The following is a 25,332-nucleotide window of genomic DNA, read 5'->3' as shown; positions in this document are numbered from 1 at the left end:
ATCAACCGCACAGTTTGCCGCTGTGCTTCGGGGCTTTCCGATTGCATAGCGCACGAAATCACGGAAGAATGGCATCTTATTTGCTGGGAGCGCCGCAAGCGCCCGCCGGTATTCCGATTTTGGGTGAGAATAGAGTCCGTTATGAAGGTATTGGTCACCGGTGCCACCAGTGGGTTAGGCCGTAACGCCGTTGAATATCTGCGCCGCCAGGGCATCAAAGTGCGCGCCACCGGTCGTAACCAGGCGATGGGTGGCCTGCTGGAAAAAATGGGCGCGGAGTTCATTCATGCCGATCTCACCAACCTGATCTCTTCGCAGGCCAAAGCGATGCTGGCGGACGTCGATGTGCTGTGGCACTGCTCCAGCTTTACCTCACCCTGGGGCACCGAAGAAGCCTTCGAACTGGCCAACGTCCGCGCCACCCGCCGCCTCGGCGAATGGGCGGCAGCCTATGGAGTGGCGCAGTTCATTCACATCTCTTCCCCGGCGATCTATTTCGACTACCACCATCACCGCAACGTAACCGAAGACTTTCGCCCGCAGCGTTACGCCAACGAGTTCGCGCGCAGCAAGGCCGCCGGCGAGCAGGTGATCCAGCAATTGGCGCTGTCCAATCCGCAGACCCATTTCACCATTTTGCGCCCGCAGGGCCTGTTCGGGCCGCACGACAAGGTGATGCTGCCGCGGTTGCTGCAGATGATCAAACGCTACGGCAACCTGCTGCTGCCGCGCGGCGGCGCGGCGATGGTGGACATGACCTATCTGGAGAATGCGGTGCAGGCCATGTGGCTGGCGACGCTAAAAGAAGACACGCCGTCCGGCCGCGCCTACAACATCACCAACCAGCAGCCGCGCCCGCTTCGCACCGTGGTGCAGCAGCTGATCGACGATTTGGGCATGAAGTGCCGCATCCGCTCCGTCCCCTATCCGATGCTCGACATGATGGCGCGCGGCATGGAGCGCCTGGGCAGCAAAAGCGAAAAGGAGCCGGTGCTGACCCATTACGGCGTCGCCAAACTCAACTTCGATCTCACGCTCGATACCACCCGCGCGCAGCAAGAGCTGGGCTATCAGCCGATCGTCTCGCTGGAAGAAGGCATCGCGCGCACCGCCCGCTGGCTGAAAGATCACGGCAAACTGCACGGCCTGTAATCAACGCCACGCGCCGTACTTCAACAGCAGCGCATCGATAATCGCCTCACTCTCTGCATCCGGCTCGCCGCGAACATCGTCGGGCCGGAAATGCATCTGAAACGCCGCCAGCACATTGCGCTGCTGCCGCGCATCCCACGACGGGTCGATCGCGTAGCCGTAACGCGCCAGCTTTTCGAGCAGCGGCGCCAGCGGCACCGGCGCCTGTCTGTCTCGCCCCGCCAGCAGCCGCTGCACGTCTGCCTCGTCCGGCCAGGCGCCGATGCCGGCCTGCGCCAGTTGCCGCCAGGGGAACAGCGGGCCGGGATCCTGTTTGCGCTGCGGCGCGATGTCGCTGTGCCCCACCACGTCCTGCGGCTGAATGCCATAGCGTTGGATAATGTCGCGGCTCAGCGGAATCAACACGGCGATCTGTTCCGCCGTGTAGGGCTGCCAGTGGGTGAACAGCATGCTGCGGGTGAAACCCTTGTTGACGATTTCAATGCCGATCGAGGTGTCGTTGAGATTGCTGCGCCCGCGCCAGCCGCTGGTGCCGGCATGCCAGGCGCGCATCGCCTCCGGCACCAACCGGTACACCGTCGGTTTGCCGTGTTCGCGCTGCGGGTGCGCCGGCAACAGGTAGTGTGCGCTGACGTGTTCATCGGTCAGCGTTTTCAGTGATGAATGAAAGTCTTCCGCCGTATAGTGCATCACCAGAAACCGAATGCGCTGATCGGCGCCCTGCGCCTGATGCAAGGTTTCGAGCTGGTAAGCGCCACGATCGACGAGCGTGTCCTGCTGCGGATTTTGGCATCCCGCCAACAGCACGGCGGCGATGATCCCTGGCCAAATTTTCACTTATCCTCCTGATTGACGTCCGTGAAAGATGTAACGCGACGCGATTGATCTGTATCCAATCATCACGCTCATCGAGAAATAATGACAGATAGCGCCGATGTGCAAGCGAGTGTTGCTCCCGGCTGGCGGCCTTTCCCGCCCATGATAGTCTCAAAGTATCATCTGCGCTGAAAGAGCGGAGTCGAACATGTTCACGCCACGCTATCTGTCCTGGTTGCTCTGTGCCGCCATGCTGCCGCTCAGCGGCTGCGATCGGCAAAAAGTCGCCGATGCGATGGGCGGGAGCGCCCCGCCCTCGGCCGCGCCCGTCACGAGTGCCAGCGCGCCGGCCTATACGCCGCTGAGCGCCGATCAACTGTACCAGTTGGTCAGCCCGGTGGCGCTGTTCCCCGACAAGCTGCTGGCGCAGGTGTTGGCCGGCGCGGGCTATCCTGACCAAATCAGCGCCGCGGATGCCTGGCTGGCGCAAAACCGCGGCTTGCAACCGGCGGCGCTCAGCTCAGCGGCCGACGCTCAGCCCTGGGATCCCAGCGTGCGCGGCCTGGTGCAATTCCCCGACGTGCTCGATCAAATGGCGAAAAACATCCCCTGGACCACCGCCCTGGGCAGCGCCTACCTAAACGATCCCACCGACGTGATGAACGCCATTCAGGTGATGCGTCAACGGGCGGCCAGCCAAGGCACGCTGAAAAACACCCCGCAGCAGCGCATCGTCGTGGCGCCGACGACGCATTATGTCGAACAGCAGCCCTATCGCCAGCGCGTGGTAGCGGCGCCGGGCGAAACCATCGTCATCGAACCCAGCCAGCCGGATACGGTTTACGTCCCGCATTATGATCCCTGGGTGGCCTACGGCACGCCGATCCCAGCCTATCCGAGCTATCGGTATCAACCTTCGGGCTACAGCGGCGGCGACATGTTGGCGGCCGGCGTGATCAGCTTCGGTGTCGGCATTGCGGTCGCCTCATTGTTCAATCAGCACAACAGCGGCTGGCACAACTGGGATATGCGCTGGGACGATCGACGCCAACCGGTGGTCTACCGCGATGCGCCCTACGTATCGCATTCCACCACCGTGGTGAATCGCGTCACCAACATCAACCAATATAACAACGTGAACACTGTGAATCGCAGCAGCACCAGCACGGTGAACAACTACAATACCGCCGCCGCGCCGGCGCCCCGCGTCACTCAACCGACGCCCATCGGCGCGCCGCAACAGCCGCACGTCGCGCCTGCGGCCCACGCGCCGATGACGTTGCCGAACTTTGCGCATACCCAGCCGGTGGCGCCTCACGTACAGCAGCCGGTAGCCATACACCAGCCGGTAGCGGCCGTCCCGCACGTGCGACAGCCGGTCATCGCGCCTCATGCACAGCAGCCGATGAGCACGCCGACGTTCACGCATGCCGTTCCGACGGCACCTCACCCGCAGCAGCCGACAGCCGTACATTCATTCAGCGCCGCTACAGACGCATCCAATGCCGGCCGCTGCGCCGGTGCATCCAGCCGTCGCGCGCCCGCAGGTTCTGCAGGCCCCACACGTCGCTCAGCCGGTGATCCGCGAACCGGCAGCGCCGCAGCATCCGGCGGCGATAAGCCCGATGCCGGCGCCGCAACAGCGCATCATGCCGCATGCGGCCCCGGCGCCGCAGCGCCATCAGACGTCCGTTCAGCCGATGCCGCATCGCCAGGAGCCGGTGCCCACGAAGCCGCAGGAACACCGCCCAATCGTCGAGCAGCACAAGGTGGGATAAATCAAGAGGATGTCGCCCCGGCGGAATGGCCGGGGCGAAAAGAAAGCATGGCGTTAGCGGCTCACTTTCACCGCGGTGCCGCTGACGGTCACCATCAGCATGCTGCCGTCTTTACCAACGGTTTCATAATCGATATCAATGCCGACCACCGCGTTGGCGCCCAGCTCTTTCGCCTGGTCTTCCAGCTCTTCGAATGCGATCAGGCGCGCCTTGCGCAGCTCTTTCTCATAAGCGCCCGAGCGGCCGCCGACGATATCGCGCACGCCGGCGAAGAAATCACGAAAAATGTTGGCGCCGAGGATCGCTTCGCCGGTGACGACGCCGCAGTATTCGGTGATGGTAAACCCTTCCAGGGTCGGGGTAGTTGAAAGCTGCATCAGAACTCCTTGTTTGATTAATTCAACGTATCTATGACCAGAAGATTGGCATTATGTTCGCTTAATCAATGGCACGCAGTACGAATGCAAGGCCAAAAAACGCATTTATACTGTAAGCTATCGGTCTTCATGGTAGAGACTTTCACATAAGGTAATAAGATGAAAACAAAAACGATTGCGGCTGTTTTACCCTTAGCGCTGTTGCTGAGTGCCTGTACCACGGTGGAACCGGCATACAAGGATATCGGCACCCGCAGCGGCAGCTGTGTGGAAGGCGGCCCGGATACGGTCGCGCAAAAGTTCTATGACCTGCGCATCCAGCAAGGTTCCAGCCTGCCGGACAGCAACCGCCTGGCGCAGCTGCAGCCTTATCTGAGCAAAGTGCTGTATCAGGATCTGGTCAGCGCCGCTCAAAATCCGGGCAAGCATCAGATAACCGGCGATCTGTTCTCCGGCAACGCGCAAGGGCCAAGCAGCGCGTCCGTCGCCAGCGCCTCGACCATTCCCAACACCGATGCGAAGAACATCCCGCTGCGCGTTGACTTGAGCTACCAGAAAGACGCCAACAGTACCGTGAACTGGCAAGACGAAGTGCTGATGGTGCGCGAAGGCACCTGCTGGGTGGTTGATGATATTCGCTACCTGAATGTTCCAGCACACGCCACCAACGGCAGCGTGCGTCAGGTGCTGGAAAACCGATAACCCGCACTCCCCGGCCGACGCGGACCCGCCGCGTCGGTCGTTCCCGTCTCCCCTTGCGCCGCTCAGATTTCGTCCGATAGAAAAAATTTCGCTACCGATCTCACAGCCTGCGCCACAAATCCCCTCCCTCGGCCTGAGTCGCGGTATCTTGTGCTAATCTTTTACTGTCTCGCCGCACACTCATAAATTTTAACGCACAAAGATTGCATAAGTATTCTGTGGAAGTTAACATTTGCGGCATCAATGTCTATTCAATTCTGGCGCATGAGTATTCAACTTAACGGTATCAATTGCTATTACGGCGCTCACCAGGCGCTGTTTGACATCACGCTGGAATGTCCAGCCGGGGAAACCCTGGTGCTGCTTGGCCCAAGCGGCGCCGGGAAAAGTTCATTGCTGCGGGTGCTGAACCTGCTGGAAATGCCGCGTTCGGGTCAGCTAAAGATCGCCGGCAACCAATTCGATTTCAAGCAGGCGCCGGGCGAAAAAGCCATTCGCGAACTGCGGCAAAATGTCGGCATGGTCTTCCAGCAATACAACCTGTGGCCTCACCTCACCGTGGTCCAGAACCTGATCGAAGCGCCTTGCCGCGTGCTGGGTCTGACCAAGGCTCAGGCGATGGAGCGCGCCGACAAGCTGCTCAAGCGTCTGCGCCTGACCGACTTCGCCGATCGCTTTCCGCTGCACCTTTCCGGCGGCCAGCAGCAGCGCGTAGCGATCGCTCGCGCCCTGATGATGGAGCCGCAGGTGCTGCTGTTCGATGAACCGACCGCAGCGCTGGATCCGGAAATCACCGCCCAGATCGTCAGCATCATTCGCGAACTGGCCGGCACCGGCATCACTCAGGTGATCGTCACCCACGAAGTGGAAGTGGCGCGCAAGACCGCCAGCCGCGTGGTGTACATGGAAAACGGCCATGTAGTGGAGCAAGGCGACAGCAGCCACTTCACGCAGCCGCGGACCACCGAGTTTGCCAACTACTTATCACACTAACAATTAACTTGCTGTAATTTGGGGAGTTTGCGATGAAAAAACTAATAATCGCCGCCGTTCTGGCCGGCATCAGCGTTTCCGCCTCCGCAGCCGAAACCATCCGTTTCGCTACCGAAGCCTCCTATCCTCCATTTGAATTTATTGACGCCGGCAACAAAATTCAGGGTTTTGATGTCGATCTGGCCAACGCGCTGTGCAAAGAGATGCAGGCCGAGTGCACCTTCACCAATCAGGCGTTCGACAGCCTGATCCCAAGCCTGAAGTTCAAGCGTTTCGATGCGGTCATGGCCGGTATGGACATTACGCCGGAGCGTGAAAAGCAGGTGCTGTTCACCAAGCCGTACTACGATAACTCGGCGCTGTTCATCGCGCAGAAAGGCAAAATTGCCGACGTGGCGGCGCTGAAAGGCAAGAAAGTCGGCGTGCAAAACGGCACCACTCACCAAAAATACCTGACCGACAAGCACCCGGAAATCACCACCGTGCCTTACGATAGCTACCAAAACGCCATTTTGGATCTGAAGAACGGCCGCGTTGATGCGGTGTTCGGCGATACTGCGGTGGTCAACGAGTGGCTGAAGCAGAATGACGCGCTGGCGACAGTGGGCGCCAAAGTAACGGATAAAGACTACTTCGGCACCGGCCTCGGCATCGCGGTACGCCAGAAAAATACCGATCTGCAGGGCAAGTTCAACGCCGCCCTGGACAAGATCAAGCAGGATGGGACCTATGAAACCATCTACAAAAAATGGTTCCAGCAGTAATACGCCCCGATGAATGAATTACAACCTTTAGCAAGCGCCGCCGGCATGACCGTCGGCCTTGCCGTTTGCGCCCTGATCCTCGGGCTGATTCTGGCGATGCTGTTCGCCGTATGGGAATCGTCCCGCTGGAAAGCCGTCAGCTGGCTCGGCACCGCCTGGGTGACCGTGCTGCGCGGCCTGCCGGAAATCCTGGTGGTGCTGTTTATCTATTTCGGCTCGTCGCAGCTGCTGCTGATGCTCTCCGACGGCTTTACCCTTAACCTCGGTCTGTTCCAGTTGCCGATTCAGCTGGCGATCGATAATTTCGAAGTCAGCCCGTTCCTGTGCGGGGTGATCGCCCTGGCCTTGCTCTATTCCGCCTACGCCTCGCAGACGCTGCGCGGCGCGCTCAAAGCGGTGCCGCAGGGGCAGTGGGAATCCGGCCAGGCGCTGGGTCTCGGCAAAGCGGCGATCTTCTTTCGCCTGATCATGCCGCAGATGTGGCGCCATGCCCTGCCCGGCCTCGGCAATCAGTGGCTGGTGCTGCTGAAAGACACCGCGCTGGTGTCGCTGATCAGCGTGAACGACCTGATGTTGCAAACCAAAAGCATCGCCACCCGCACCCAGGAACCCTTTACCTGGTACGTGATCGCGGCGGCCATCTACCTGCTGGTGACGCTGTTCAGCCAATACGTCATCAAGCGCATTGAACTGCGCGCCACGCGCTTTGAGCGGGGGCCGGTCTGATGATTGAATATTTACCGGAAATCCTCAAAGGGCTGCATACCAGCCTGACGCTAACCGTCGCCGCGCTGCTGGTCGCGCTGCTGCTGTCGCTGCTGCTGACGGTGATCCTGACGCTGAAAACGCCGGTTCTGACGCCGCTGGTCCAGGCCTATGTGACGCTGTTCACCGGCACACCGCTGCTGGTGCAGATCTTCCTGATCTACTACGGCCCCGGTCAGTTTCCGGCGATCCGCGACTACCCGTGGCTGTGGAACCTGCTGTCGCAGCCCTGGCTGTGCGCGATGATTGCGCTGGCGCTGAACAGCGCGGCGTATACCACGCAGCTGTTCTACGGCGCGGTGCGCGCCATCCCCGCCGGACAATGGCAGTCGTGCGAAGCGCTTGGCATGTCGCGCCGGCAGACGCTGCGCATTCTGCTGCCGTTCGCCTTCAAGCGCGCGCTGTCATCTTACTCCAACGAAGTGGTGCTGGTGTTCAAAAGCACGTCGCTGGCCTACACCATCACGCTGATGGAAGTGATGGGCTATAGCCAGCTGATGTACGGCCGTACCTACGACGTGATGGTGTTCGGCGCCGCAGGTCTGGTGTATCTGTGCGTCAACGGCCTGCTGACTCTGCTGATGCGGCTGGTGGAGCGCCGCGCGTTGGCGTTTGAGCGCCGCAACTGAAGCCATCCCCTCTCCAGCCCCGCCATTGCGCGGGGCTTTTTTTATCCCCATTGCAATATTTAATCATTTATATTGCATTTTAATTCACTCAGTGGCAGGGTTATCAGCAGGTGTCCTCGCAAAAACCTCTGGCGATTACCAGTAAAAACAAACGATAGCGAAATAATCACTTTCAGGATCCAGACAGGAGCTCTACGCATGAAAAAACTGCTGCTTGCCGCGACGATGTTGGCCGGAATGACCTTTAACGCCACCGCGGCCGAGACTATCCGCTTCGCCGCCTCCGCCACCTACCCGCCGTTCGAATCGCTGGACGCCAACAACCAGATCGTCGGCTTCGATATCGACTTGGCCAACGCGTTGTGCAAACAGATGCAGGCGCAGTGCACTTTCACCAATCAGGCGTTCGACAGCCTGATCGCCGCGCTGAAATTCAAAAAATACGATGCGGTGATTTCCGGTATGGATATCACGCCGGAGCGCAGCAAACAGGTCGCCTTCACCCAACCTTACTATGCCAACTCGGCGATTGTGATCGCGCAAAAAGGCAAGTTCAGCTCGCTGGCGGATCTGAAAGGCAAAAAGCTCGGCATGGAAAACGGCACCACCCACCAGAAATACATGCAGGACAAACACCCGGAGATTAACACTGTCTCTTACGACAGCTACCAGAACGCTATTCTGGAGCTGAAAAACGGCCGTATCGACGGCGTCTTCGGCGATACCGCCGTAGTGAACGAGTGGCTGAAAACCAACCCGCAGCTGGCGCCGGTCGGCGAACATATCACCGATGCGCAATACTTCGGCACCGGCCTCGGCATCGCGGTGCGTCCGGACAATCAGGCGCTACTGGCCAAGCTGAACGCCGCGCTGGACGCCATCAAGACCGACGGCACCTACAAGGCCATCAACGACAAATGGTTCCCGCAGTAAGTCCGCATGTGGAGTCGCCATCCTTCGGCGGCTCCATCCGATTGCCACCCCATTCGGTTAGTGCTAAATTTGATACTAAATTTAGCATCAAGGATAACATCATGACGGTTCAACCCATTCTTGCCGACTCGGCTGTCAGCATCAGCGATTTTAAGAAATCGCCCAACGCCGCCCTTAAAGAGGCACAAGGGCAACCGGTCGCCGTCCTGACCAACGGTAAGATTTCGGGATATTACGTCTCTCCGGAAACCTGGGAGGCGATCGCGGAATACCTGGAAGATATCGAACTCGCTGAAATCGTTCGTTCACGGATGAACGGCAAACGCATTAAGGTCAATTTGGATGACTTATAAGCTTGAATTCGAAGAACATGCGCTGAAGGAATTTAAAAAACTGTCCCCGGTGATCCGGGAACAGTTCAAAAAAAAGCTGGCATCGGTGCTGGTTAATCCCCACGTCCCCGCCAACAAACTCGCCGGTTTGCCCGATTGCTACAAAATCAAACTCAGAGCCTCAGGCTTTCGTTTGGTATATCGCGTCATGGAAACGGAGATCGTGGTTCTGGTCCTGTCTGTGGGCAAACGCGAACGTTCAGCGGCTTACACGGCTGCCAAAAAGCGCCTTTAACGCCGCACCAACAGCGTCAACACTTCGTAGTGCGCGGTATGCGGGAACATGTCGAACAACTGCACCCGTTCGATGCGGTATCCCGGCAACATCTCGATATCTTTCGCCATGCTCTCGGCGTTGCAGCTGGAATACAGAATGTAATCCGGCGCCATCCGGCTCAAATAATCGCACAGCGCCTGGCCGATGCCGCGGCGCGGCGGGTTGACCAACACCAACTGCGGCACCTGCCCTTCGGCGGTGGCGAAGCGGGTGGAATCGAGCGCCTGAAAATCGATCTGCAGCAACCCCAATCGCTGCGCCGACTGGCGCGCGCAGGCGATCGCTTCCGCGCTGATTTCGATGCCGGTCAGGCGAGTTTGCGGCTGCGCGCAGTGCAGACCGAAACCGCCGACGCCGCAAAACAGATCCCACATGCTGTCGATACCCAGCGCGCGCACCCAGTCGCGGGCGGTGGCATACAGATCGGCGGCCACCTGCGGGTTGGTTTGGAAGAAGCTTTGCGGGCGGATGAACAGCGGCACCTGATTGAACTGTTCCTCCAGCGCCTGCTGATCGGTCAGCGCGATCTCGCGCTCCCCTTCCATGATCGCCATATGCACCGGCTGAATATTGGCGGAGATCACCTTGAGCTGCGGCAGCTGTTGCTGCAGCCACGGCAGCGCGGCGCGCAGCTGCGCCAGCTTGGTTTCCGAGCGCAGCACGAAGCGCAGCATCACGCCGCCGTCGAGCGTGCTTTCGGTCAGCAGCAGGTATTTCAGCTCGCCGCGTTTGCGCGCCACGTTATACGGCGTCAGGCCGGCGCGGGCGATGAAGCTTTTCAGCACCGCAAACATCGGCGCAAAGCCGGCAGGATACAGCGGGCAGTCGCTCAGATCGACCGGCGTGCCGTCGCGGTGCAGCATGCCGAGCAACGGGCGCTCCACGCTGCCGCTGACCACCATCTTGGCTTTATTGCGAAATGCGCTCAGCTCCCCCGCCGCCGGCTGCAGCCACTGCGCGACGTCGCGCCCGGCCAGCAGCGATTGCAGGTGATGCTGTTTGTCGGCCAGCTGCTGCGGATAGGGCTTTTCCAGCCACTGACAGGAACGGCAGGTGCCCGCCGTATACAAAGCGCAATGCATGAAGATACCGTGAAGTTCAGGATGACGAATTAAGGGCGCAGAGTTTACCACTCCGCGCGCCTAAAATCTCACTTGCGCGCGGTGAAGAAGCGGCGGCTGGCGGTGGGGACGAACAGCAGCGCCAGGATCACCGCGTCGGGGATCTTTTGCAGGATCAGAACGTGCAGGATTTGGCCGCTGGTTTCCCCTTCCACGGTGAATACCTCGGGGAAGACGCTGCCGATGGTGGCCAACAGCAGGTAAAGCACCACGATGCACTGACAGGCCACGTAGCCCCAGCGCCCCCAGTTGCGGCCGCGCATCACCGCAAAACCGCAGCTGATTTGCAGGCACAGCAGCATCAGCCCGGCCAGAAAGATAAAGGTGGAATCCCACGCCTGCGCGCTGGTGCTGACAAACTCCTTCGTGCCGTCGACGCCCAGCTCACCCAGCAGCAGCACCACGCTGATACACTTGATCGCCACCATGGCGGTGCCCGCCACCATCACCGGCACCGGCGCATCCGAAGTCGATCTTATTCCCTGCCCGCTTTTCAGCATGTCTGACATATCCGTGTTCCGCTACGACGCGCCACAGCCCCTTCGCCTTTCACATTGCCGCGTTGTTGGCGGCAGTGTGAAATTCATTGGAGCCATTCAAATGGCGCATGTAAAGTCAGGTAGTTAGTTGCAATACTTATTGATTGCAAAAATAGCAGGTTTGTTACGATTCAGCTACGGGCCGCCCGCTGCAATTCACGCGATCGTTGTTTTTCCGAGCGCGCCATAAACCACCAGGCGATCAGGCCGAGAATGCCCACCACCAGCAGGATCAGGCTGGCCAGCGCGTTAATTTCCGGATTCACCCCCATGCGCACGCTGGAGAACACCAGCATCGGCAACGTGGTGGCGCCCGGGCCGGAGACGAAACTGGCGATCACCAGATCGTCCAGCGACAGGGTAAACGCCAGCATCCAGCCGGAGATCAGCGCCGGCGCAATCATCGGCAAGGTGATGACGAAAAACACCTTCAGCGGCGGCGCCCCCAAGTCCATCGCCGCCTCTTCAATTGAGCGATCCACCTCGCGCAGGCGCGAACTGATCACCACCGCCACATAAGCGGTACAGAAGGTGACATGCGCCAGCCAAATGGTGAACATGCCGCGTTCCGACGGCCAACCGAAGGCGTGCCCCATCGCCACGAACAGCAGCAGCAACGACAGGCCGGTGATCACGTCCGGCATCACCAGCGGCGCGGTCAGCATAAACGCGAAGCCGGTCGAGCCGCGAAAACGGCCGAAACGCACCATCACCACCGCGGCGATGGCGCCCAGCACCACCGCGGCAGTGGCGGCGGCGGCGGCGATGGTCAGGCTGAGCCCCACCGCGCTAATCATCGCCGAATCGTGAAACAGTTCGGTATACCAGCGCGTGGACCAGCCGGCCCACACCGTCACCAGCTTGGAGCTGTTGAAGGAGTAAATCACCAGCATCAGCATCGGCGCATACAGGAAGGTAAAGCCGACAGTCAGGATGGCGATGCGCCACGGTGAACGTACTACCGGCAAGTTGTTCATGCCTGGCCTCCCATTTCCTTGTTCTGGTGCTTGTGGAACCACAATATTGGCACGATCAGCAACAGCAGCATGATGGTGGCGACCGCCGAGGCCACCGGCCAGTCGCGGTTATTGAAGAACTCCTGCCACAGCACGCGGCCGATCATGATGCTGTCCGGCCCGCCGAGCAGCTCCGGGATCACGAACTCCCCCACCGCCGGAATGAACACCAGCATCGAGCCGGCGATGATGCCGCCGCGCGTCAGCGGCACGATCACGCTGAAAAAGGTTTTCAGCGGCCGGGCGCCCAGATCCAGCGACGCCTCCACCAGCGAGTAATCCAGCCGGATCAGCGCCGTGTAGATCGGCAACACCATAAACGGCAAGTAGGAATAGACGATGCCGATATACACCGCCAGGTTGGTGTGCAGGATCACCAGCGGCTGGTCGATCACCCCTAACCACATCAGAAAGTTGTTCAGCGTGCCGTTGTTTTTCAGAATGCCCATCCAGGCATAGACGCGGATCAGGAACGAGGTCCAGGAAGGCAGGATCACCAGCAACAGCAGGATGTTGCGGGTCGACGCCTTGCTGTGGGCCACCGTCCAGGCCAGCGGATAGCCGATGATCAGGCAACACAACGTCGAAACCGCCGCCACGCGCAGCGACTGCAGATAGGCGTCGATATACAGCGGATCGTCGGTGAGCTGCAGGTAGTTGGCGAAGTTGAGCGCGATGTTCAGTTTGCCGTCCACCCAGCTCATCAGCTCGGTGTAGGGCGGCACCGCCATCGCCAACTCCGCCAGGCTGATCTTGAACACGATCAGGAAAGGCAGCATAAACAGCAGCGTCAGCCATAAATACGGCAGCGCGATCACCAGCTTGCGGCCATGGGCCATCAGCAAGCGATGGAACAGCGCCCTGAGGGCGCCGGGCGCTTTGGCCGGCGGTTCCGGCGCGCGTTCAGAAAGCAGGGTCATACGGGTTACTCCTCACCGGATCCACTACACCGTCAACACGACGCAGCTGTCGGTTTCCCAACATAGACGCACTTCATCGCCCCAGGTGGGCATCCCCTTGCGGAAACGATGGCCGTTTTGCAGCTGGGCGCTGATGATCTGCCCGCTATGCAGCTTCACGTGGTAGATGGACAGATCGCCCAGATAGGAAATGTGCGCCACTTCCCCCACCGCGAAGTTGCAGCCGTCTTCCGGCACTTGTTCGCACAGCAGGATCTTTTCCGGCCGCAGCGCGACCTGGATCGGCACGCCGTCCACCACCGAGGCGTCCGGATCCACTTTGATCGCATGGCGCAACCCCGGGCTTTGCAGGATCAGCGCATCGTCGTGGCGCTCTTGCAGCACGCAGTCGAAGACGTTGACCGAACCGATAAATTCGGCGCTGAAGCGGCTGTTCGGATGCTCGTAGATCTCTTCCGGCTCGCCGATCTGCACGAACTTGCCGCGGTTCATGATGGCGATGCGCCCCGCCATGGTCATCGCTTCTTCCTGATCGTGCGTCACCATCACGCAGGTCACGCCGACGCGCTCGAGAATGTCGGTCACTTCCAGCTGCATGCGGTCGCGCAACTTCTTGTCCAGCGCGCCCATGGGCTCATCCAGCAGCAGCAGCTTCGGCCGCTTGGCCAGGCTGCGCGCCAGCGCCACCCGCTGCCGTTGGCCGCCGGAAAGCTGGTGCGGTTTGCGCTTGGCATACTCCTGCATGTGCACCAGCGCCAGCATTTCCGCCACCCGTTCGGCGATCTCCGCCCGCGGCATTTTGTCCTGCTTAAGGCCAAACGCGATGTTCTGCTCCACGGTCATGTGCGGGAACAGCGCGTACGACTGAAACATCATATTGATCGGCCGCTGGTACGGCGGCACATGCGACATATCCTGCCCGTCGAGCACGATCTGCCCTTCCGTCGGCGGTTCAAAACCGGCCAGCATGCGCAGCAAGGTGGACTTGCCGCAGCCGGACGGGCCAAGCAGCGCAAAGATCTCACCCTTATAGATGGTGAGGCTGACGTCTTCGACCGCATTCTGCCCGTCGAAGGTTTTGGTGAGGTTACGGATTTCCAGCAGAGGGGTGAAAACCTTCTGCGACTTGGCTTGAGGACGAGGAATAGCGTCGTTCAATCGGGGTGCTCTCCGGCGTAAAGCGGCACAAAACCACGGCGAGCGCCGTGGCCCAAAACGGCAATGCAGGCGGGGAACACCCGCCTGCCGGTTTACCGACGATGGGGGGCTCCCCCATCATCACTTCCCGCTTTTAACTTTAGTCCATGCGCGGGTAATGACACGGTCCAGCTTCGGCGACTGCACGTTGAGCGTGAACAGCTTGGCGCGCAAATCGGCCGGCGGATAGACGTTCGGGTTATCGCGCACTTCGGCGTTCACCAGCGGCGTGGAATCTTTCACCGCATTGGCGTAGTAAATGTGATTACTGATGTCCGCCATCACGTCCGGCTTGAGCAGGAAGTTCAGGAACTGGTAGGCGGCGTCCTTGCTTTTGGCGTCCGCCGGCATGGCGAACATGTCAAAGTAGGTCAGCGCCCCTTCTTTCGGGATCGCATAGGCCACATTCACGCCGTTCTTCGCCTCTTTGGCGCGGTTGGCCGCCTGCATCACGTCGCCGGACCAGCCGATCGCCACGCAGATGTCACCGTTCGCCAGATCGTTGATGTACTGAGAAGAGTGGAAATAGCGGATGTTCGGCCGCAGCTTCAGCAGCAGATCGTTGGCCGCGCCGGTGTAGTCCGCCGCGTTGGTGCTGTTGGGATCTTTGCCCAGATAATGCAGCACGGTGGCGTAGACCTCGCTCGGCGCATCGAGGAAGGAGACGCCGCAGCTCTTGAGCTTCTCCAGGTTTTCCGGCTTGAAGATCAGATCCCAGCTGTTGACCGGCGCGTCTTTGCCCAGTACCGCCTTCACCTTGTCGACGTTATAGCCGATGCCGGTGGTCACCATCATGTAAGGGATGCCGTATTTGTTGTCTTTGTCGTTATGCGCCACCAGCTTCAGCATCTCGGGATCGAGATTTTTGTAGTTGGGGATCTTGCTCTTGTCGAGCGGCTCGAAAATGCCGGCCTGCGACTGACGCTCGAGGAAGTTGGATGAAGGGACCACCAAATCGTAACCGGTGCTGCCCGCCATCAGTTTGCCTTCCAACACTTCGTTGGAGTCAAAGACGTCGTACACCACTTTGATACCGGTTTCTTTCTGGAATTTGGCCAGGGTATCCGGCGCGATATAGTCGGACCAGTTATACACGTGCAGCGTTTTCTCTTCGGCTGACGCCGTGACGGACGCGGCCATCAACAGACCGGCAACCACACCCGATAACCACTTTTTACGTTGGGTGACCATCCGTAACTTCCTCCAAAACAGGGTAAATCATAGAATTGAACTTGTATCTGCAGCGATACAAAACCTTTCCTGATTGAGCGCAATCGTTGCAACCGCGAAATGAATGGCTATGCATATGATTGCATGCGCATTTTTGCACTGCCCTGCTCGCGTGGTTACAAGGGAAATCGCAAGCCCTTTGCAGAATCAGCAGCATAGCCGCTGGCATCGCAACCCGCCAGCCCCCAGGGTAAAAAACGCTATTTATCGATTTTTTATGCAATTTTTCTCTATGTGATACGGCATTAACGGCGTAAAAGCCGAGAAAGATCGGGCGGCAGAGGCCAAAGTGCAGAATATTTAATTGCGGAGGGGAGTCACGGCAGCATGCCGCCGGAGCGACGGCATGCTTAAGGTACAGCGAGGATCAGTGCAGCATCGGCTGACGCACGGCGCCAGCGGGGATCTCTTCTTCGTCCCCCATAAACAGCAGATCGTTCGCCCGCGCCTCGAGGATGACCATCGAGACCTGCTCTTCGCCCTGCTGCATGAAGTGGGTGAACTGCTCGTAGGTGATGCCGACCGCCACGCTCAGCGACTGGCAGACGATCAGCTTCGGCAGGTTGTCGTCCTGAATGTCGACAAAGGCCTTGATGGTCAGCGAGCTGGCGTTGATCTGGCTCAGATCCGCCACCAGCGGGATCAGCGCGGTCGGCTTCACCTCGGCCAGCGCGGAGAACAGAATGACGTTGTCCACCAGATCTATCTTGGCGTCGAACACGCCGTCGAAGTTCTGCATGTGCGGCAGGTGCAGCGCCTGGCAGGAATCGCACTCAAAGAAAGAAATGCCCGACTGATCCAGCCAGCGCCGCAACAGCGCCAAATCGGGGACAATGAGTGAATCCATAATAACCAGCCTCACAATATTCAAAACGCGAAAAGGCGCATAGCTTACGGAATATTCACCCGATACGCCACGATCAATGCGGCTTAATTCACTAATTAAGATATTGCTCGGCGGGAAAAGCGCAACGCGCGTACCGTCAGCCGCCCGATTTCAGGCGGAACCCCGGCCGGCCGCGCTGCTCGATGTATTCGATCATCATGCCGGCAATGTCCAGCCCGGTAGTGGTTTCCACCCCTTCCAGCCCCGGTGAGGCGTTGACCTCCATCACCAGCGGGCCGCGCTCGGCGCGCAGGATATCCACCCCGGCGACGTCCAGCCCCAGCGTGTTCGCCGCTTTGACCGCAATCGCCCGCTCCCTGGCGGTGATGGTCACTTTGCGGGCGCTGCCGCCACGGTGCAGGTTGGAACGAAACTCGCCGGGCTTCGCCTGCCGCTCGATGGCGGCCACCACCCGGCCGCCCACCACCAGGCAGCGCACGTCGCGGCCCTGCGCTTCGCGCACGTACTCCTGCACCAGAATATGGGCGTTCAGGCCGCGAAAGGCGTCGATCACGCTTTCCGCCGCCTGGCGAGTTTCCGCCAGCACCACCCCGATGCCCTGCGTGCCTTCCACCAGCTTGACCACCAGCGGCGCGCCGCCGACCAGTTCGATCAGATCGCCGGTATCGTCCGGTGAATGGGCGAAACCGGTGATCGGCAGATCGATACCCTGCCGGGCCAACAGTTGCAGCGAACGCAGCTTGTCGCGGGCGCGGGTAATGGCCACGGATTCGTTGAGCGGGTAGCTGCCAAGCAGCTCGAATTGGCGCAGCACCGCGGTGCCGTAAAAGGTGATGGCGGAACCGATGCGCGGGATCACCGCGTCATAACGCTCCAACTGACGGCCGCGATAGTGAATGGTCGGCGCCGCCGGGTTGATGTTCATATAACAGGAAAGCGGATCGATGATATCGATGCTGTGCCCGCGATCTTCCGCCGCTTCACGCAGCCGCTTGCACGAATAGAGCGATCCGTCGCGAGAAAGAATGGCAATTTTCACTCGTCACCCCAAAAAGGCCAACGCCTGCCCCGCAGGCGGGTTAGCGGCCGCGGCGCTCAGGCGCGCGGATCGCTGTCCTGATGATTTTTCGATGCGTCCGCATCTTGCGGCTTGCGGCGATCGTTTTCCGGCGGCAGGCCGCCGCGCATCAGCGGCCCGAACCCCTGCACCACGCGCCATACCAGAAACGCCGCCGCCGGCACCATCAGCGCCACGCCGAGGAAAATCATGCCGACCGCCGCCTGCTGCGACGCCAGCCAGCCCGGCAGCTGCAGGTGCCCGTGAATACTGAGGTAGGCCAATACCAGCATCACGATGCCCAGCCCTTCCAACACCAGCACCGGGCGCGGTAAGTCACCGAATGAACGCATATTTTTCTTCTCCAGAAGGTCTGCCCCCAGTGTAGTGAATTCCCGTCGACGGCGACAGCCCCGGCAGACTAATTGGTTACATGAATCAGATTAACAGGTAATTCCTGCTTTTTTTTCACCGCCTCAACGGGCATAGTAGGCGCCATCTGACGCAGGTAATGACTTTTTCGGTGACGGGATGTCGTTGCGGTAGCGAACAATTTTTTGAAAATCCAATTAAGGAGCGTTGCATGTTTGCAGTAATCTTCGGGCGTCCTGGCTGTCCTTATTGTGTCCGCGCTAAAGAACTGGCGGAAAAACTGACTGAAGAACGCGACGATTTCAACTTCCGTTACGTTGACATCCACGCGGAAGGCATCACCAAGGCCGATCTGGAAAAAACCGTCGGTAAACCGGTTGAAACCGTTCCGCAGATCTTCCTGGACGAGAAGCACATCGGCGGTTGCACCGATTTCGAAGCTTACGCTAAAGAACACCTGAACCTGTTCCAGTAAGTTTTTGAACGACAAAAAAGGCGCTTAACGCGCCTTTTTTTATTGCCGCTGCCGCCGATGCAGCTGCTGGAGCGTGTGCAACAGACCGAGGGCGAACAGCATCAGCATCGCGCCGAACACGCACCAGAACACCGCGCTGGTGGCGTAAGCCAGCTCCTGCCAGAACGAATAGGACGGCGTCAGCCAGAAGTGACGGATCAGCAGGCAGAGCGGCAAGGCATAAAGCGCCCCCAGCAGCGGACACAGCAGCCGCTTGCGGCTCGACAGATAGCTGGCGATCGCGCCGGGGATCACAAACAGCAGCAGGCCGGTTTCCCCGTGGTGCTCATGATCCGTGCTGCCGAACAGGCCGGTTTGCTGGCCGAGAAACACCAGGTTGAACAACAGAAAACAGCTGAGAATGCCCAGCCAATATCGATAACTCGTCATGCGAATTCTCCCCCGCCCAATTACCGCATCAATAGAAATCAGCCCGGCCACCCGTCAGGTGACGCTGAACCGAATTTTTTCCTTGGTCAAAAGAGAGTTAAATGCGCACGGCGGCGCAGGAAATCAGCTTTCTGTGCTGGCTGTCATCGGTCATAGCGTCTAGAATGAACGCCGCCGAACGATGGTTCGCTTCGCTTTCTGCTGGTGGTGATTTATGACGTCGTTTTAAGGCTGAATTTATCTCTTATAGTTATCTATATCAAGCACTTACTGGTAAACAATAAGTTATCCTCCGTGAACATAAACGTCGCTAGTTTGTTAAACGGTAACTACATTCTGTTACTGTTCGTGGTACTCGCGCTGGGGCTGTGCCTCGGTAAACTCCGTCTGGGCTCCGTCCAACTCGGTAATTCCATTGGCGTTTTAGTGGTTTCCCTGTTGCTCGGCCAGCAACACTTCGCCATTAACACCGAGGCGCTGAATCTCGGCTTCATGCTGTTTATTTTCTGCGTCGGGGTGGAAGCCGGGCCTAACTTTTTCTCGATTTTCTTCCGCGACGGCAAAAATTACCTGATGCTGGCGCTGGTGATGGTCGGTTCGGCGATGGTGATCGCCATCGGTCTCGGCAAGCTGTTCCACTGGGACATCGGCCTGACCGCTGGCATGCTGGCCGGCTCGATGACCTCCACGCCGGTGCTGGTGGGGGCCGGCGATACGCTGCGCAACACCATCGTCAACGGCCCGGCGCTGCTGGCGGCGCAGGATCATCTGAGCCTCGGCTATGCCCTCACCTACCTGATCGGTCTGGTCAGCCTGATTTTTGGCGCGCGCTACCTGCCGAAGCTGCAGCACCAGGATCTGTCCACCTCCGCCCAGCAAATCGCTCGTGAACGCGGCCTGGACACCGACAGCCAGCGCAAGGTCTACCTGCCGGTGATCCGCGCCTACCGCGTCGGCCCCGAGCTGGTGGCCTGGGCCGACGGCAAGAACCTGCGCGAGCTGGGCATCTACCGCCAGACCGGCTGTTACATCGAACGCATCCGCCGCAACGGCATTCTGGCCAACCCGGACGGTGACGCGGTGCTGCAGGTGGGCGACGAGATCTCGCTGGTCGGCTACCCGGACGCCCACGCGCGGCTGGACCCGAGCTTCCGCAACGGCAAGGAAGTGTTCGATCGCGATCTGCTCGACATGCGCATCGTCACCGAAGAGATCGTGGTGAAGAACAGCAACGCGGTGAACAAACGCCTGAGCCAGCTGAAGCTGACCGACCACGGCTGCTTCCTCAACCGCGTGATCCGCAGCCAGATCGAAATGCCGATCGACGACAGCATCGTGCTCAACAAAGGCGACGTGTTGCAGGTGAGCGGCGACGCGCGCCGGGTTAAGAGCGTGGCGGAGAAAATTGGCTTTATCTCGATCCACAGCCAGGTGACCGATCTGCTGGCGTTCTGCGCCTTCTTCATCATCGGCCTGCTGATCGGCCAGATCACCATTCAGTTCAGTAACTTCTCGTTCGGCATCGGCAACGCCGCCGGCCTGCTGATGTCCGGCATCATGCTCGGCTTCCTGCGCGCCAACCACCCGACCTTCGGCTACATTCCGCAGGGCGCGTTGAACATGGTGAAAGAATTCGGCCTGATGGTGTTTATGGCGGGCGTGGGCCTGAGCGCCGGCGCCGGCATCGGCCACAGCCTGGGCGCGGTCGGCGGCCAGATGCTGATCGCCGGGCTGATCGTCAGCCTGGTGCCGGTGATTATCTGCTTCCTGTTCGGCGCCTACGTGCTGCGCATGAACCGCGCCCTGCTGTTCGGCGCGATTATGGGCGCCCGCACCTGCGCACCGGCGATGGAGATCATCAGCGATACCGCGCGCAGCAACATCCCGGCGCTGGGCTACGCCGGCACCTACGCCATCGCTAACGTGCTGTTAACGCTGGCGGGTTCACTCATCGTGGTGCTATGGCCGGGCATACTCGGCTGATCGATTAGCGAGAGAGATGGATCGGCGATAAAAATATTTTGATTTTTTTGTCGCCGGCCAGAACTTTCGTTGGGGGCCGCAGTCTGAATTAGTGCCACTGCTTTTCTTTGATGTCCCCATTTTGTGGAGCCCGATAATCCCGCCTTTTAGGTTCAAGATTATCGGGTTTTTTGTTGCCTGAAGCAGCCCGCAACACCTGCTGTCGCGGCCTCGTCGTCAGGCATAAAGCATCCTATCTCTGAGCGTCGCTTACGCCAGCCTCCCTATCAATGTGCAGGTTTCAACATAGAAACGCTGCTTGTGGGTTCGCCACTGTTCAAAGAGATGGCGTCACAAACGGGACTTAACAACAGCACTCTCGTCGCCGTCGGCTGGGTGCTCTTTGGTGGCTCATTCCATCATCTTCCTGTATATCATAACGTCATGTTACTGCACTGGAAGAAGACCAGCATTGTCCCCCATGATAGTCGAGACTATCTAATTCACCTGTTTTATTTTTTCTTTAATTTTAATTAGTTTCTTTATATACGCATTGCTCTTATCCCCTTTAGCTATTTCCGCAGAAATCAGCGAGAGGAAGCTGTCATTAAAATCATCTTTGGCTAATGGATTAGCTCCATGAGCCAACAGAACCTCAATGTGTTCTGGGCAACTGTTATACAGCGCATTAATTAATGGCGTTTTGTTCATAGCCCCTTTGATATTAACATCAACTTGGTATGCAATTAACATCTTTAATGTTTCTATGTTCGCCGCATCAAAACTTTCAAATATAATGGGTTGATTATGAACCTTATCTCTGGCATTTGGAGAGAGCCCGCCCTCTAACATAGCTTGTATCCATACGCCGTTATTCGCCTTCATAACAAATTCAGCTGGGCTACTCCCCCCCTCAGTTCTTGGCTGCAGTGGATCTGCCCCCACCTTGACCAAATCCGTAATGATATTGAGCCGCTCTGGCGTGTTCTTGTCAAAGATAGCGTTATTTATCGCCCAGAATAACAACGTCATCTCCGCCTTGGCCGGTCGATTTAACGTTTCTTTGCTCACCGTCGATAAAACCTTATCCAGCTTTTTTCTGTCACCCTCGTAGATGATATTGGCGATGTCCAGCTGCGTCCCTTCAAAATAATCTTGTGGCTGTAGATCCCTACCTTGTTCGCATCCCTGCATCATGAGCATCGACAGCAACATGATAATGATAAGAGCCCTGTGCCTCATGCCATCTCCATTTTAAGCGTAACCACGGTTCAACTTTGCTTTTTCACCGTATCAGCATCCCTCTATGCCCTTGAATACTGAGAACGGCTTATTGACTGACAGGGAGAGGCGGCCATTTCCCACCACGCTTAATTAGCTCGTCTTTGATGCGCTCAAGAGACGCTTTCGCCTCACTGCCGTCCGGACTTCTATTAATCAGCCGTTGTAGTTGATTACCCATCGTCCAACCCGAGTTGCCTCTTATATCACTATCGGCGCCTTTTTCTAATAGAAGAATGACGTGGTCATAGGAGTGATAATCTAAAGCATCGATGAGCAGCGTATCACCCAGTGAATTTCTTATATTTATATCAGCGCCATAATCCAACATGACCTCTAATGTCTCTGTGTTCTTCGCAAGAATACTTTTAAATATAATTGGCTTATTGTTGACTTTATCTTTTGCATTAGGAGATAGCCCCCCATCTAACATGGATTTTATCCAGATTCCCTTATCTGCTTTCATAACAAATTCAGCGGGACTACTTCTCCCTTCCGGCCTTGGCTGCAGTGGGTCTGCTCCTGCCTTAACCAGATCTGTAATTATCTTAAGCCGCTCTGGCGTGTTCTTGTCAAAGATAGCGTTATTTATCGCCCAGAATAGCAACGTCATCTCCGCCTTGCCCGGTCGATTTAACGTTTCTTTGCTTACCGTCGGTAAAACCTTATCCAGCTTTTGCCTGTCACCCTCGTAGATGATGTTGGCGATGTCCAGCTGCGTCCCTTCAAAATAATCCTGCGGTTGTAAATCCATACCTTGTTTGCACCCCTGAATGATGAGCATAGACACTAGCATCGTGATAATGAGTATGATTTTTTTCATATTCGTCCCTTGATTGTGGCAATGTCATCGTCTTTCTCATTTTCAATGCATTGTATCGCCTGGTCTATACCGTGCTTATCCAGCAGTGAACCTGTTCCACCGGGAAGCGTGTGCTTTACTCCCACGGCGTCAGGCGCCAACATGGACAACCGCTCTTTCGCCATCACCGCCGGGGGATAAAATTTAAGGTCTTTGGCATCTTCCCACAAATCAACCTCCTGCAGCTTGGTCAACAGCTCCCCTTTTACGCGATACGCCTGAATATTATCGGCGCTGCCTATTATAGAGCCACCGTATTTTTCGACGGTTCCCGCATTCAGGCCTGCTGCATTAAACGTCCAAGCCGGTTTGCCGCTGGCTATGGAGGTCGCAGAGGCCATACCGCCTCCTAATGAATGACCCGCAACGTCAATATTTGATACTTTCGAAATTTTATCGCCAATTATAACGGCTTGTTTATAGTATTCAGAATTAAACCCCAACCCCTGAGCGCCGTTATTTGACCAGTCACTCAGGTTTTTAATCCCTGACAAATCGCCGTTCAATAACGCTTTCTGGGCAGCCTTGCTTATTCCCTCCGGGAACTCGGGCGCACGCGATCCGCGGAACACCACCGTCGGGTTCATCGCTTTGCCAAAGACCTTCTCATCAGGCTGATAAACCCGAGCCAGAAAGCCCGGCGTATCCTCATCGTCATAGAGCATATCTTTGCTTAAACCGAGTTGACCCAGCGCCCCATCATTGTTACTGATATCCTTCCAGCCTTCAGGGATGTCTATCGTGTCCTTGAGCGGGTTAGTGGTCTTATAGACATTCTCAGCCAACTTCGCCTTTTCGACCGCGATGTTGTTCTCCGCCAGGCGCTGTGCCGCCAGGCGCGCATCCGGGTAAATGCTGCGGTTGCCTCTCCCTATCAGGTACTGGCGTTCTTGCCAGCGTTCTGCCTTGGTCAGTGGACGGATGGCCTGCACCGTGGCGGCAACGGTTGCCACTGCGGTCGCGATGGCTTGTTGCAGAGGGGGATTCCGGGTCGTACTCTGCCTCGCCGGCAGCACCGTCGGTTTTGCCCGGTGGCCATAGCGGCTGACCATTTCTTCATAGCGGGCGATCACGCGCCCGGTAGGATAAAAGGCGGGAAGAGAGCTGCCTGGGTAGCGCTGTAATCGGCCTTCCGCGTCGACGTAAAAGGCATATTTCGTCGGCGTCCAGGTGCCGATTCCCTGATCAATCGCCAGCAAGCCGCCCCGGTTGATCTCATCGAGTACGCTGCGCTTCATAGCCACGTCCTCACGATAACCGGTGACGCCAATCCCGGATTGAGTATTGCGGGTGATCGGATACCGGCTGCTTATCGATATGCCGGCCGCGCCGCCGAACAAATAATGCCGTTCCAGCTCATGCCGCGCTGCTGTCGGGTTAAGTATCCTGGAAAAGCTTTCCGGCGCCGTGTGTTCAGAGGAGAAATGAATCAGTTTCATACGGTGCCTGCCCACTCGCAGGGTTCCGTGGTCGGCACAGGCGCACCATCATCAAGCAACTCGCCAGGTGTGCGGCTTTTACGGGGCTCGTCGAGCGTTAGCGAACGATAACGCATTGGATATCCTTATCTTCTGTGTCATTCCATTAATAGGGCATGCGCAAAATTATCACACTTCAGTAAAGATTTCTTTGCTCTATTTCTATACGCGCGCATCCTCTCCCATCCATGCAGCTGCGTGCTTCCTGTGCATTTGTGAAGAGGTATTGGCTTGCGTATTTCGTTGCCATGTCGCGCCTAAAAGCCACGTCCGAAAGCAATCAGTCGAGTGTCAAAGATGCGGGAATGATATGGAGACAGGAAGGAGAAAGGCTCCGCCAACCAGGAATGGCCAGCAGAGCGGCGTCAGGCGGCGGTTATTTCTGCTCAGCCTGGCTTACGGTGTCTTCGGCTTTCCAGATGCGGTATTTCACTTCCGCGTCTTTCGGCGCATACACCACGATCGGCAGGCGGCTGTTGTAGCGCTGCATCGCGGCGTCGCCCAGGTTGGCAGCGATGAATTTCTTGGTCTTGGTATTGTCCGGGCAGGCCATCATGGTCGAGGCCGGTTCAGACAGCTTCTCCAGCACCAGGTAGTCGTAACCCCAGCCGGACAGGGTTTTGGTCTCCAGCGTGCCGCCAATCATATGGCGGTTGCAGTCCACTTCCAGCGTCTTGCCGATCAGCAGTTCTACCTTGTAGTTCTCTTCGTGCTCTTGCTTCGGCAGGTAGATCACCTGGCGATTCATGCCCTTCTCGGCTTTCGGGTAAGGCGCGACTTTTTCCAGCGGCTGTTTGCTCATGTCTGCGTCATCGCCAGAGGTCGCCGCCATAGCGCCAGCGGAAACGGCCATCAGCAGGCCGGAAAATACAACGGATGCCTTGTTCATGTTTTATCCCTACACTTTGTCAAATAATCCGACTATAAACTAATACACTACCGCCAAGCCCGCCACAGGTTTAATCTTC

27 protein-coding genes and 1 pseudogene are annotated in these 25,332 nt (G+C 58.0%); 12 read left to right on the top strand and 16 right to left on the bottom strand.

Annotation, left to right across the window (positions count from 1 at the left end):
- Positions 1-141: 141 nt before the first annotated feature.
- Positions 142-1,152: a 3-beta-hydroxysteroid dehydrogenase gene (locus tag HWW83_RS02180; protein WP_176588957.1), complete on the top strand. Its 1,011-nt coding sequence runs from the start codon at positions 142-144 to the stop codon at positions 1,150-1,152.
- On the opposite strand, the gene HWW83_RS02175 is transcribed toward HWW83_RS02180, so the two are convergent.
- Positions 1,153-1,989, bottom strand: a complete 837-nt coding sequence (locus HWW83_RS02175) for an N-acetylmuramoyl-L-alanine amidase (RefSeq protein WP_046686759.1) — start codon at positions 1,987-1,989, stop codon at positions 1,153-1,155.
- Between the two features lie 187 nt (positions 1,990-2,176).
- On the opposite strand from HWW83_RS02175, the pseudogene HWW83_RS25625 reads away from it, so the two are divergent.
- Positions 2,177-3,001, top strand: a pseudogene (locus HWW83_RS25625) (DUF3300 domain-containing protein); the annotation flags it as partial.
- Between the two features lie 798 nt (positions 3,002-3,799).
- Here the strand turns inward: HWW83_RS25625 and HWW83_RS02165 are convergent.
- Entirely contained in the window at positions 3,800-4,123 is a 324-nt protein-coding gene (locus HWW83_RS02165) for a heavy metal-binding domain-containing protein (protein ID WP_004928400.1), read from the bottom strand.
- A gap of 159 nt (positions 4,124-4,282) precedes the next feature.
- Here HWW83_RS02165 and HWW83_RS02160 point away from each other — a divergent pair, with 159 nt between their 5' ends.
- The 8 genes from HWW83_RS02160 (at position 4,283) to HWW83_RS02125 (ending at position 9,536) form a co-directional block, all read left to right on the top strand.
- Positions 4,283-4,825, top strand: a complete 543-nt coding sequence (locus tag HWW83_RS02160) for a lipoprotein (protein ID WP_033642535.1) — start codon at positions 4,283-4,285, stop codon at positions 4,823-4,825.
- A 264-nt stretch (positions 4,826-5,089) separates the two neighbouring features.
- Positions 5,090-5,818, top strand: coding sequence for an arginine ABC transporter ATP-binding protein ArtP (gene artP / locus HWW83_RS02155; protein WP_089192582.1), 729 nt, complete (start codon positions 5,090-5,092; stop codon positions 5,816-5,818).
- A 32-nt stretch (positions 5,819-5,850) separates the two neighbouring features.
- Positions 5,851-6,582 carry an arginine ABC transporter substrate-binding protein gene (gene artJ, locus HWW83_RS02150; RefSeq protein WP_033642533.1) on the top strand — a complete coding sequence of 244 codons (732 nt, stop codon included), beginning with the start codon at positions 5,851-5,853 and terminating at the stop codon, positions 6,580-6,582.
- A 9-nt stretch (positions 6,583-6,591) separates the two neighbouring features.
- Positions 6,592-7,308: an arginine ABC transporter permease ArtQ gene (artQ, locus tag HWW83_RS02145; protein ID WP_025159684.1), complete on the top strand. Its 717-nt coding sequence runs from the start codon at positions 6,592-6,594 to the stop codon at positions 7,306-7,308.
- Positions 7,308-7,976: an arginine ABC transporter permease ArtM gene (gene artM, locus HWW83_RS02140; protein WP_122004042.1), complete on the top strand. Its 669-nt coding sequence runs from the start codon at positions 7,308-7,310 to the stop codon at positions 7,974-7,976. The genes artQ and artM overlap by 1 nt, the downstream gene beginning before the upstream one ends.
- Positions 7,977-8,174: 198 nt before the next feature.
- Positions 8,175-8,909 (top strand): arginine ABC transporter substrate-binding protein, encoded by a 735-nt coding sequence (gene artJ / locus HWW83_RS02135; RefSeq protein WP_089196840.1) that lies wholly within the window; start codon positions 8,175-8,177, stop codon positions 8,907-8,909.
- A gap of 101 nt (positions 8,910-9,010) precedes the next feature.
- Complete coding sequence (locus tag HWW83_RS02130; protein ID WP_004928423.1) at positions 9,011-9,262, top strand: type II toxin-antitoxin system Phd/YefM family antitoxin; 252 nt, start codon at positions 9,011-9,013, stop codon at positions 9,260-9,262.
- Positions 9,252-9,536, top strand: coding sequence for a type II toxin-antitoxin system RelE family toxin (locus HWW83_RS02125; protein ID WP_033633469.1), 285 nt, complete (start codon positions 9,252-9,254; stop codon positions 9,534-9,536). Before HWW83_RS02130 ends, HWW83_RS02125 begins: the two co-directional genes overlap by 11 nt.
- On the opposite strand, the gene rlmC is transcribed toward HWW83_RS02125, so the two are convergent.
- The 9 genes from rlmC to HWW83_RS02080 form a co-directional block, all read right to left on the bottom strand.
- A complete protein-coding gene (gene rlmC, locus HWW83_RS02120; RefSeq protein WP_060659719.1) occupies positions 9,533-10,660 on the bottom strand; it encodes a 23S rRNA (uracil(747)-C(5))-methyltransferase RlmC in 1,128 nt (375 codons plus the stop codon). The two genes, HWW83_RS02125 and rlmC, sit on opposite strands and share 4 nt — an antisense overlap.
- A 68-nt stretch (positions 10,661-10,728) precedes the next feature.
- Complete coding sequence (locus tag HWW83_RS02115) at positions 10,729-11,208, bottom strand: YbjO family protein (RefSeq protein ID WP_069100890.1); 480 nt, start codon at positions 11,206-11,208, stop codon at positions 10,729-10,731.
- 161 nt (positions 11,209-11,369) lie between these two features.
- Positions 11,370-12,215 (bottom strand): putrescine ABC transporter permease PotI, encoded by an 846-nt coding sequence (gene potI / locus HWW83_RS02110; RefSeq protein ID WP_033642528.1) that lies wholly within the window; start codon positions 12,213-12,215, stop codon positions 11,370-11,372.
- Complete coding sequence (potH, locus tag HWW83_RS02105) at positions 12,212-13,174, bottom strand: putrescine ABC transporter permease PotH (RefSeq protein WP_176588956.1); 963 nt, start codon at positions 13,172-13,174, stop codon at positions 12,212-12,214. The genes potI and potH overlap by 4 nt, the downstream gene beginning before the upstream one ends.
- Before the next feature lie 24 nt (positions 13,175-13,198).
- Positions 13,199-14,332 (bottom strand): putrescine ABC transporter ATP-binding subunit PotG, encoded by a 1,134-nt coding sequence (gene potG / locus HWW83_RS02100; RefSeq protein WP_103101138.1) that lies wholly within the window; start codon positions 14,330-14,332, stop codon positions 13,199-13,201.
- 120 nt (positions 14,333-14,452) lie between these two features.
- Complete coding sequence (gene potF / locus HWW83_RS02095) at positions 14,453-15,562, bottom strand: spermidine/putrescine ABC transporter substrate-binding protein PotF (RefSeq protein WP_033650647.1); 1,110 nt, start codon at positions 15,560-15,562, stop codon at positions 14,453-14,455.
- A gap of 406 nt (positions 15,563-15,968) precedes the next feature.
- Positions 15,969-16,448, bottom strand: coding sequence for a type III secretion system chaperone family protein (locus tag HWW83_RS02090; protein ID WP_004938666.1), 480 nt, complete (start codon positions 16,446-16,448; stop codon positions 15,969-15,971).
- Between the two features lie 136 nt (positions 16,449-16,584).
- On the bottom strand, positions 16,585-17,487 hold the full coding sequence (gene rimK, locus HWW83_RS02085; RefSeq protein ID WP_033642523.1) for a 30S ribosomal protein S6--L-glutamate ligase: 903 nt from the start codon (positions 17,485-17,487) through the stop codon (positions 16,585-16,587).
- A 56-nt stretch (positions 17,488-17,543) separates the two neighbouring features.
- Entirely contained in the window at positions 17,544-17,858 is a 315-nt protein-coding gene (locus tag HWW83_RS02080) for a YbjC family protein (RefSeq protein WP_033642522.1), read from the bottom strand.
- A 230-nt stretch (positions 17,859-18,088) separates the two neighbouring features.
- Between HWW83_RS02080 and HWW83_RS02075 the strand changes: the two genes are divergently transcribed.
- A complete protein-coding gene (locus HWW83_RS02075; RefSeq protein WP_004938676.1) occupies positions 18,089-18,352 on the top strand; it encodes a GrxA family glutaredoxin in 264 nt (87 codons plus the stop codon).
- Positions 18,353-18,391: 39 nt separating this feature from the next.
- Here HWW83_RS02075 and HWW83_RS02070 read toward each other — a convergent pair whose 3' ends face one another.
- Complete coding sequence (locus HWW83_RS02070) at positions 18,392-18,781, bottom strand: inner membrane protein YbjM (protein WP_033642521.1); 390 nt, start codon at positions 18,779-18,781, stop codon at positions 18,392-18,394.
- A gap of 294 nt (positions 18,782-19,075) precedes the next feature.
- Between HWW83_RS02070 and HWW83_RS02065 the strand changes: the two genes are divergently transcribed.
- Positions 19,076-20,764, top strand: a complete 1,689-nt coding sequence (locus tag HWW83_RS02065) for an aspartate:alanine antiporter (protein WP_004938680.1) — start codon at positions 19,076-19,078, stop codon at positions 20,762-20,764.
- Positions 20,765-21,241: 477 nt separating this feature from the next.
- Here HWW83_RS02065 and HWW83_RS02060 read toward each other — a convergent pair whose 3' ends face one another.
- From HWW83_RS02060 to eco, 4 genes are all read right to left on the bottom strand, one after another.
- The gene (locus HWW83_RS02060; RefSeq protein WP_176588955.1) at positions 21,242-21,985 is read right to left on the bottom strand and encodes an ankyrin repeat domain-containing protein; all 744 of its coding nucleotides are present in this window, start codon (positions 21,983-21,985) and stop codon (positions 21,242-21,244) included.
- Positions 21,986-22,073: 88 nt separating this feature from the next.
- Positions 22,074-22,847, bottom strand: a complete 774-nt coding sequence (locus HWW83_RS02055; RefSeq protein WP_033642516.1) for an ankyrin repeat domain-containing protein — start codon at positions 22,845-22,847, stop codon at positions 22,074-22,076.
- Complete coding sequence (locus HWW83_RS02050) at positions 22,844-24,325, bottom strand: Tle-like phospholipase domain-containing protein (protein ID WP_047572087.1); 1,482 nt, start codon at positions 24,323-24,325, stop codon at positions 22,844-22,846. The genes HWW83_RS02055 and HWW83_RS02050 overlap by 4 nt, the downstream gene beginning before the upstream one ends.
- Positions 24,326-24,740: 415 nt before the next feature.
- The gene (gene eco / locus HWW83_RS02045) at positions 24,741-25,253 is read right to left on the bottom strand and encodes a serine protease inhibitor ecotin (RefSeq protein WP_033642514.1); all 513 of its coding nucleotides are present in this window, start codon (positions 25,251-25,253) and stop codon (positions 24,741-24,743) included.
- Positions 25,254-25,332 lie beyond the last annotated feature (79 nt).

Origin of the sequence: Serratia ureilytica (genome assembly GCF_013375155.1) — a bacterium.
Lineage (GTDB): Bacteria > Pseudomonadota > Gammaproteobacteria > Enterobacterales > Enterobacteriaceae > Serratia > Serratia ureilytica.
The sequence above is the reverse complement of the archived record's forward strand: the minus strand, read 5'-3'. Positions and strand labels throughout refer to the sequence as shown.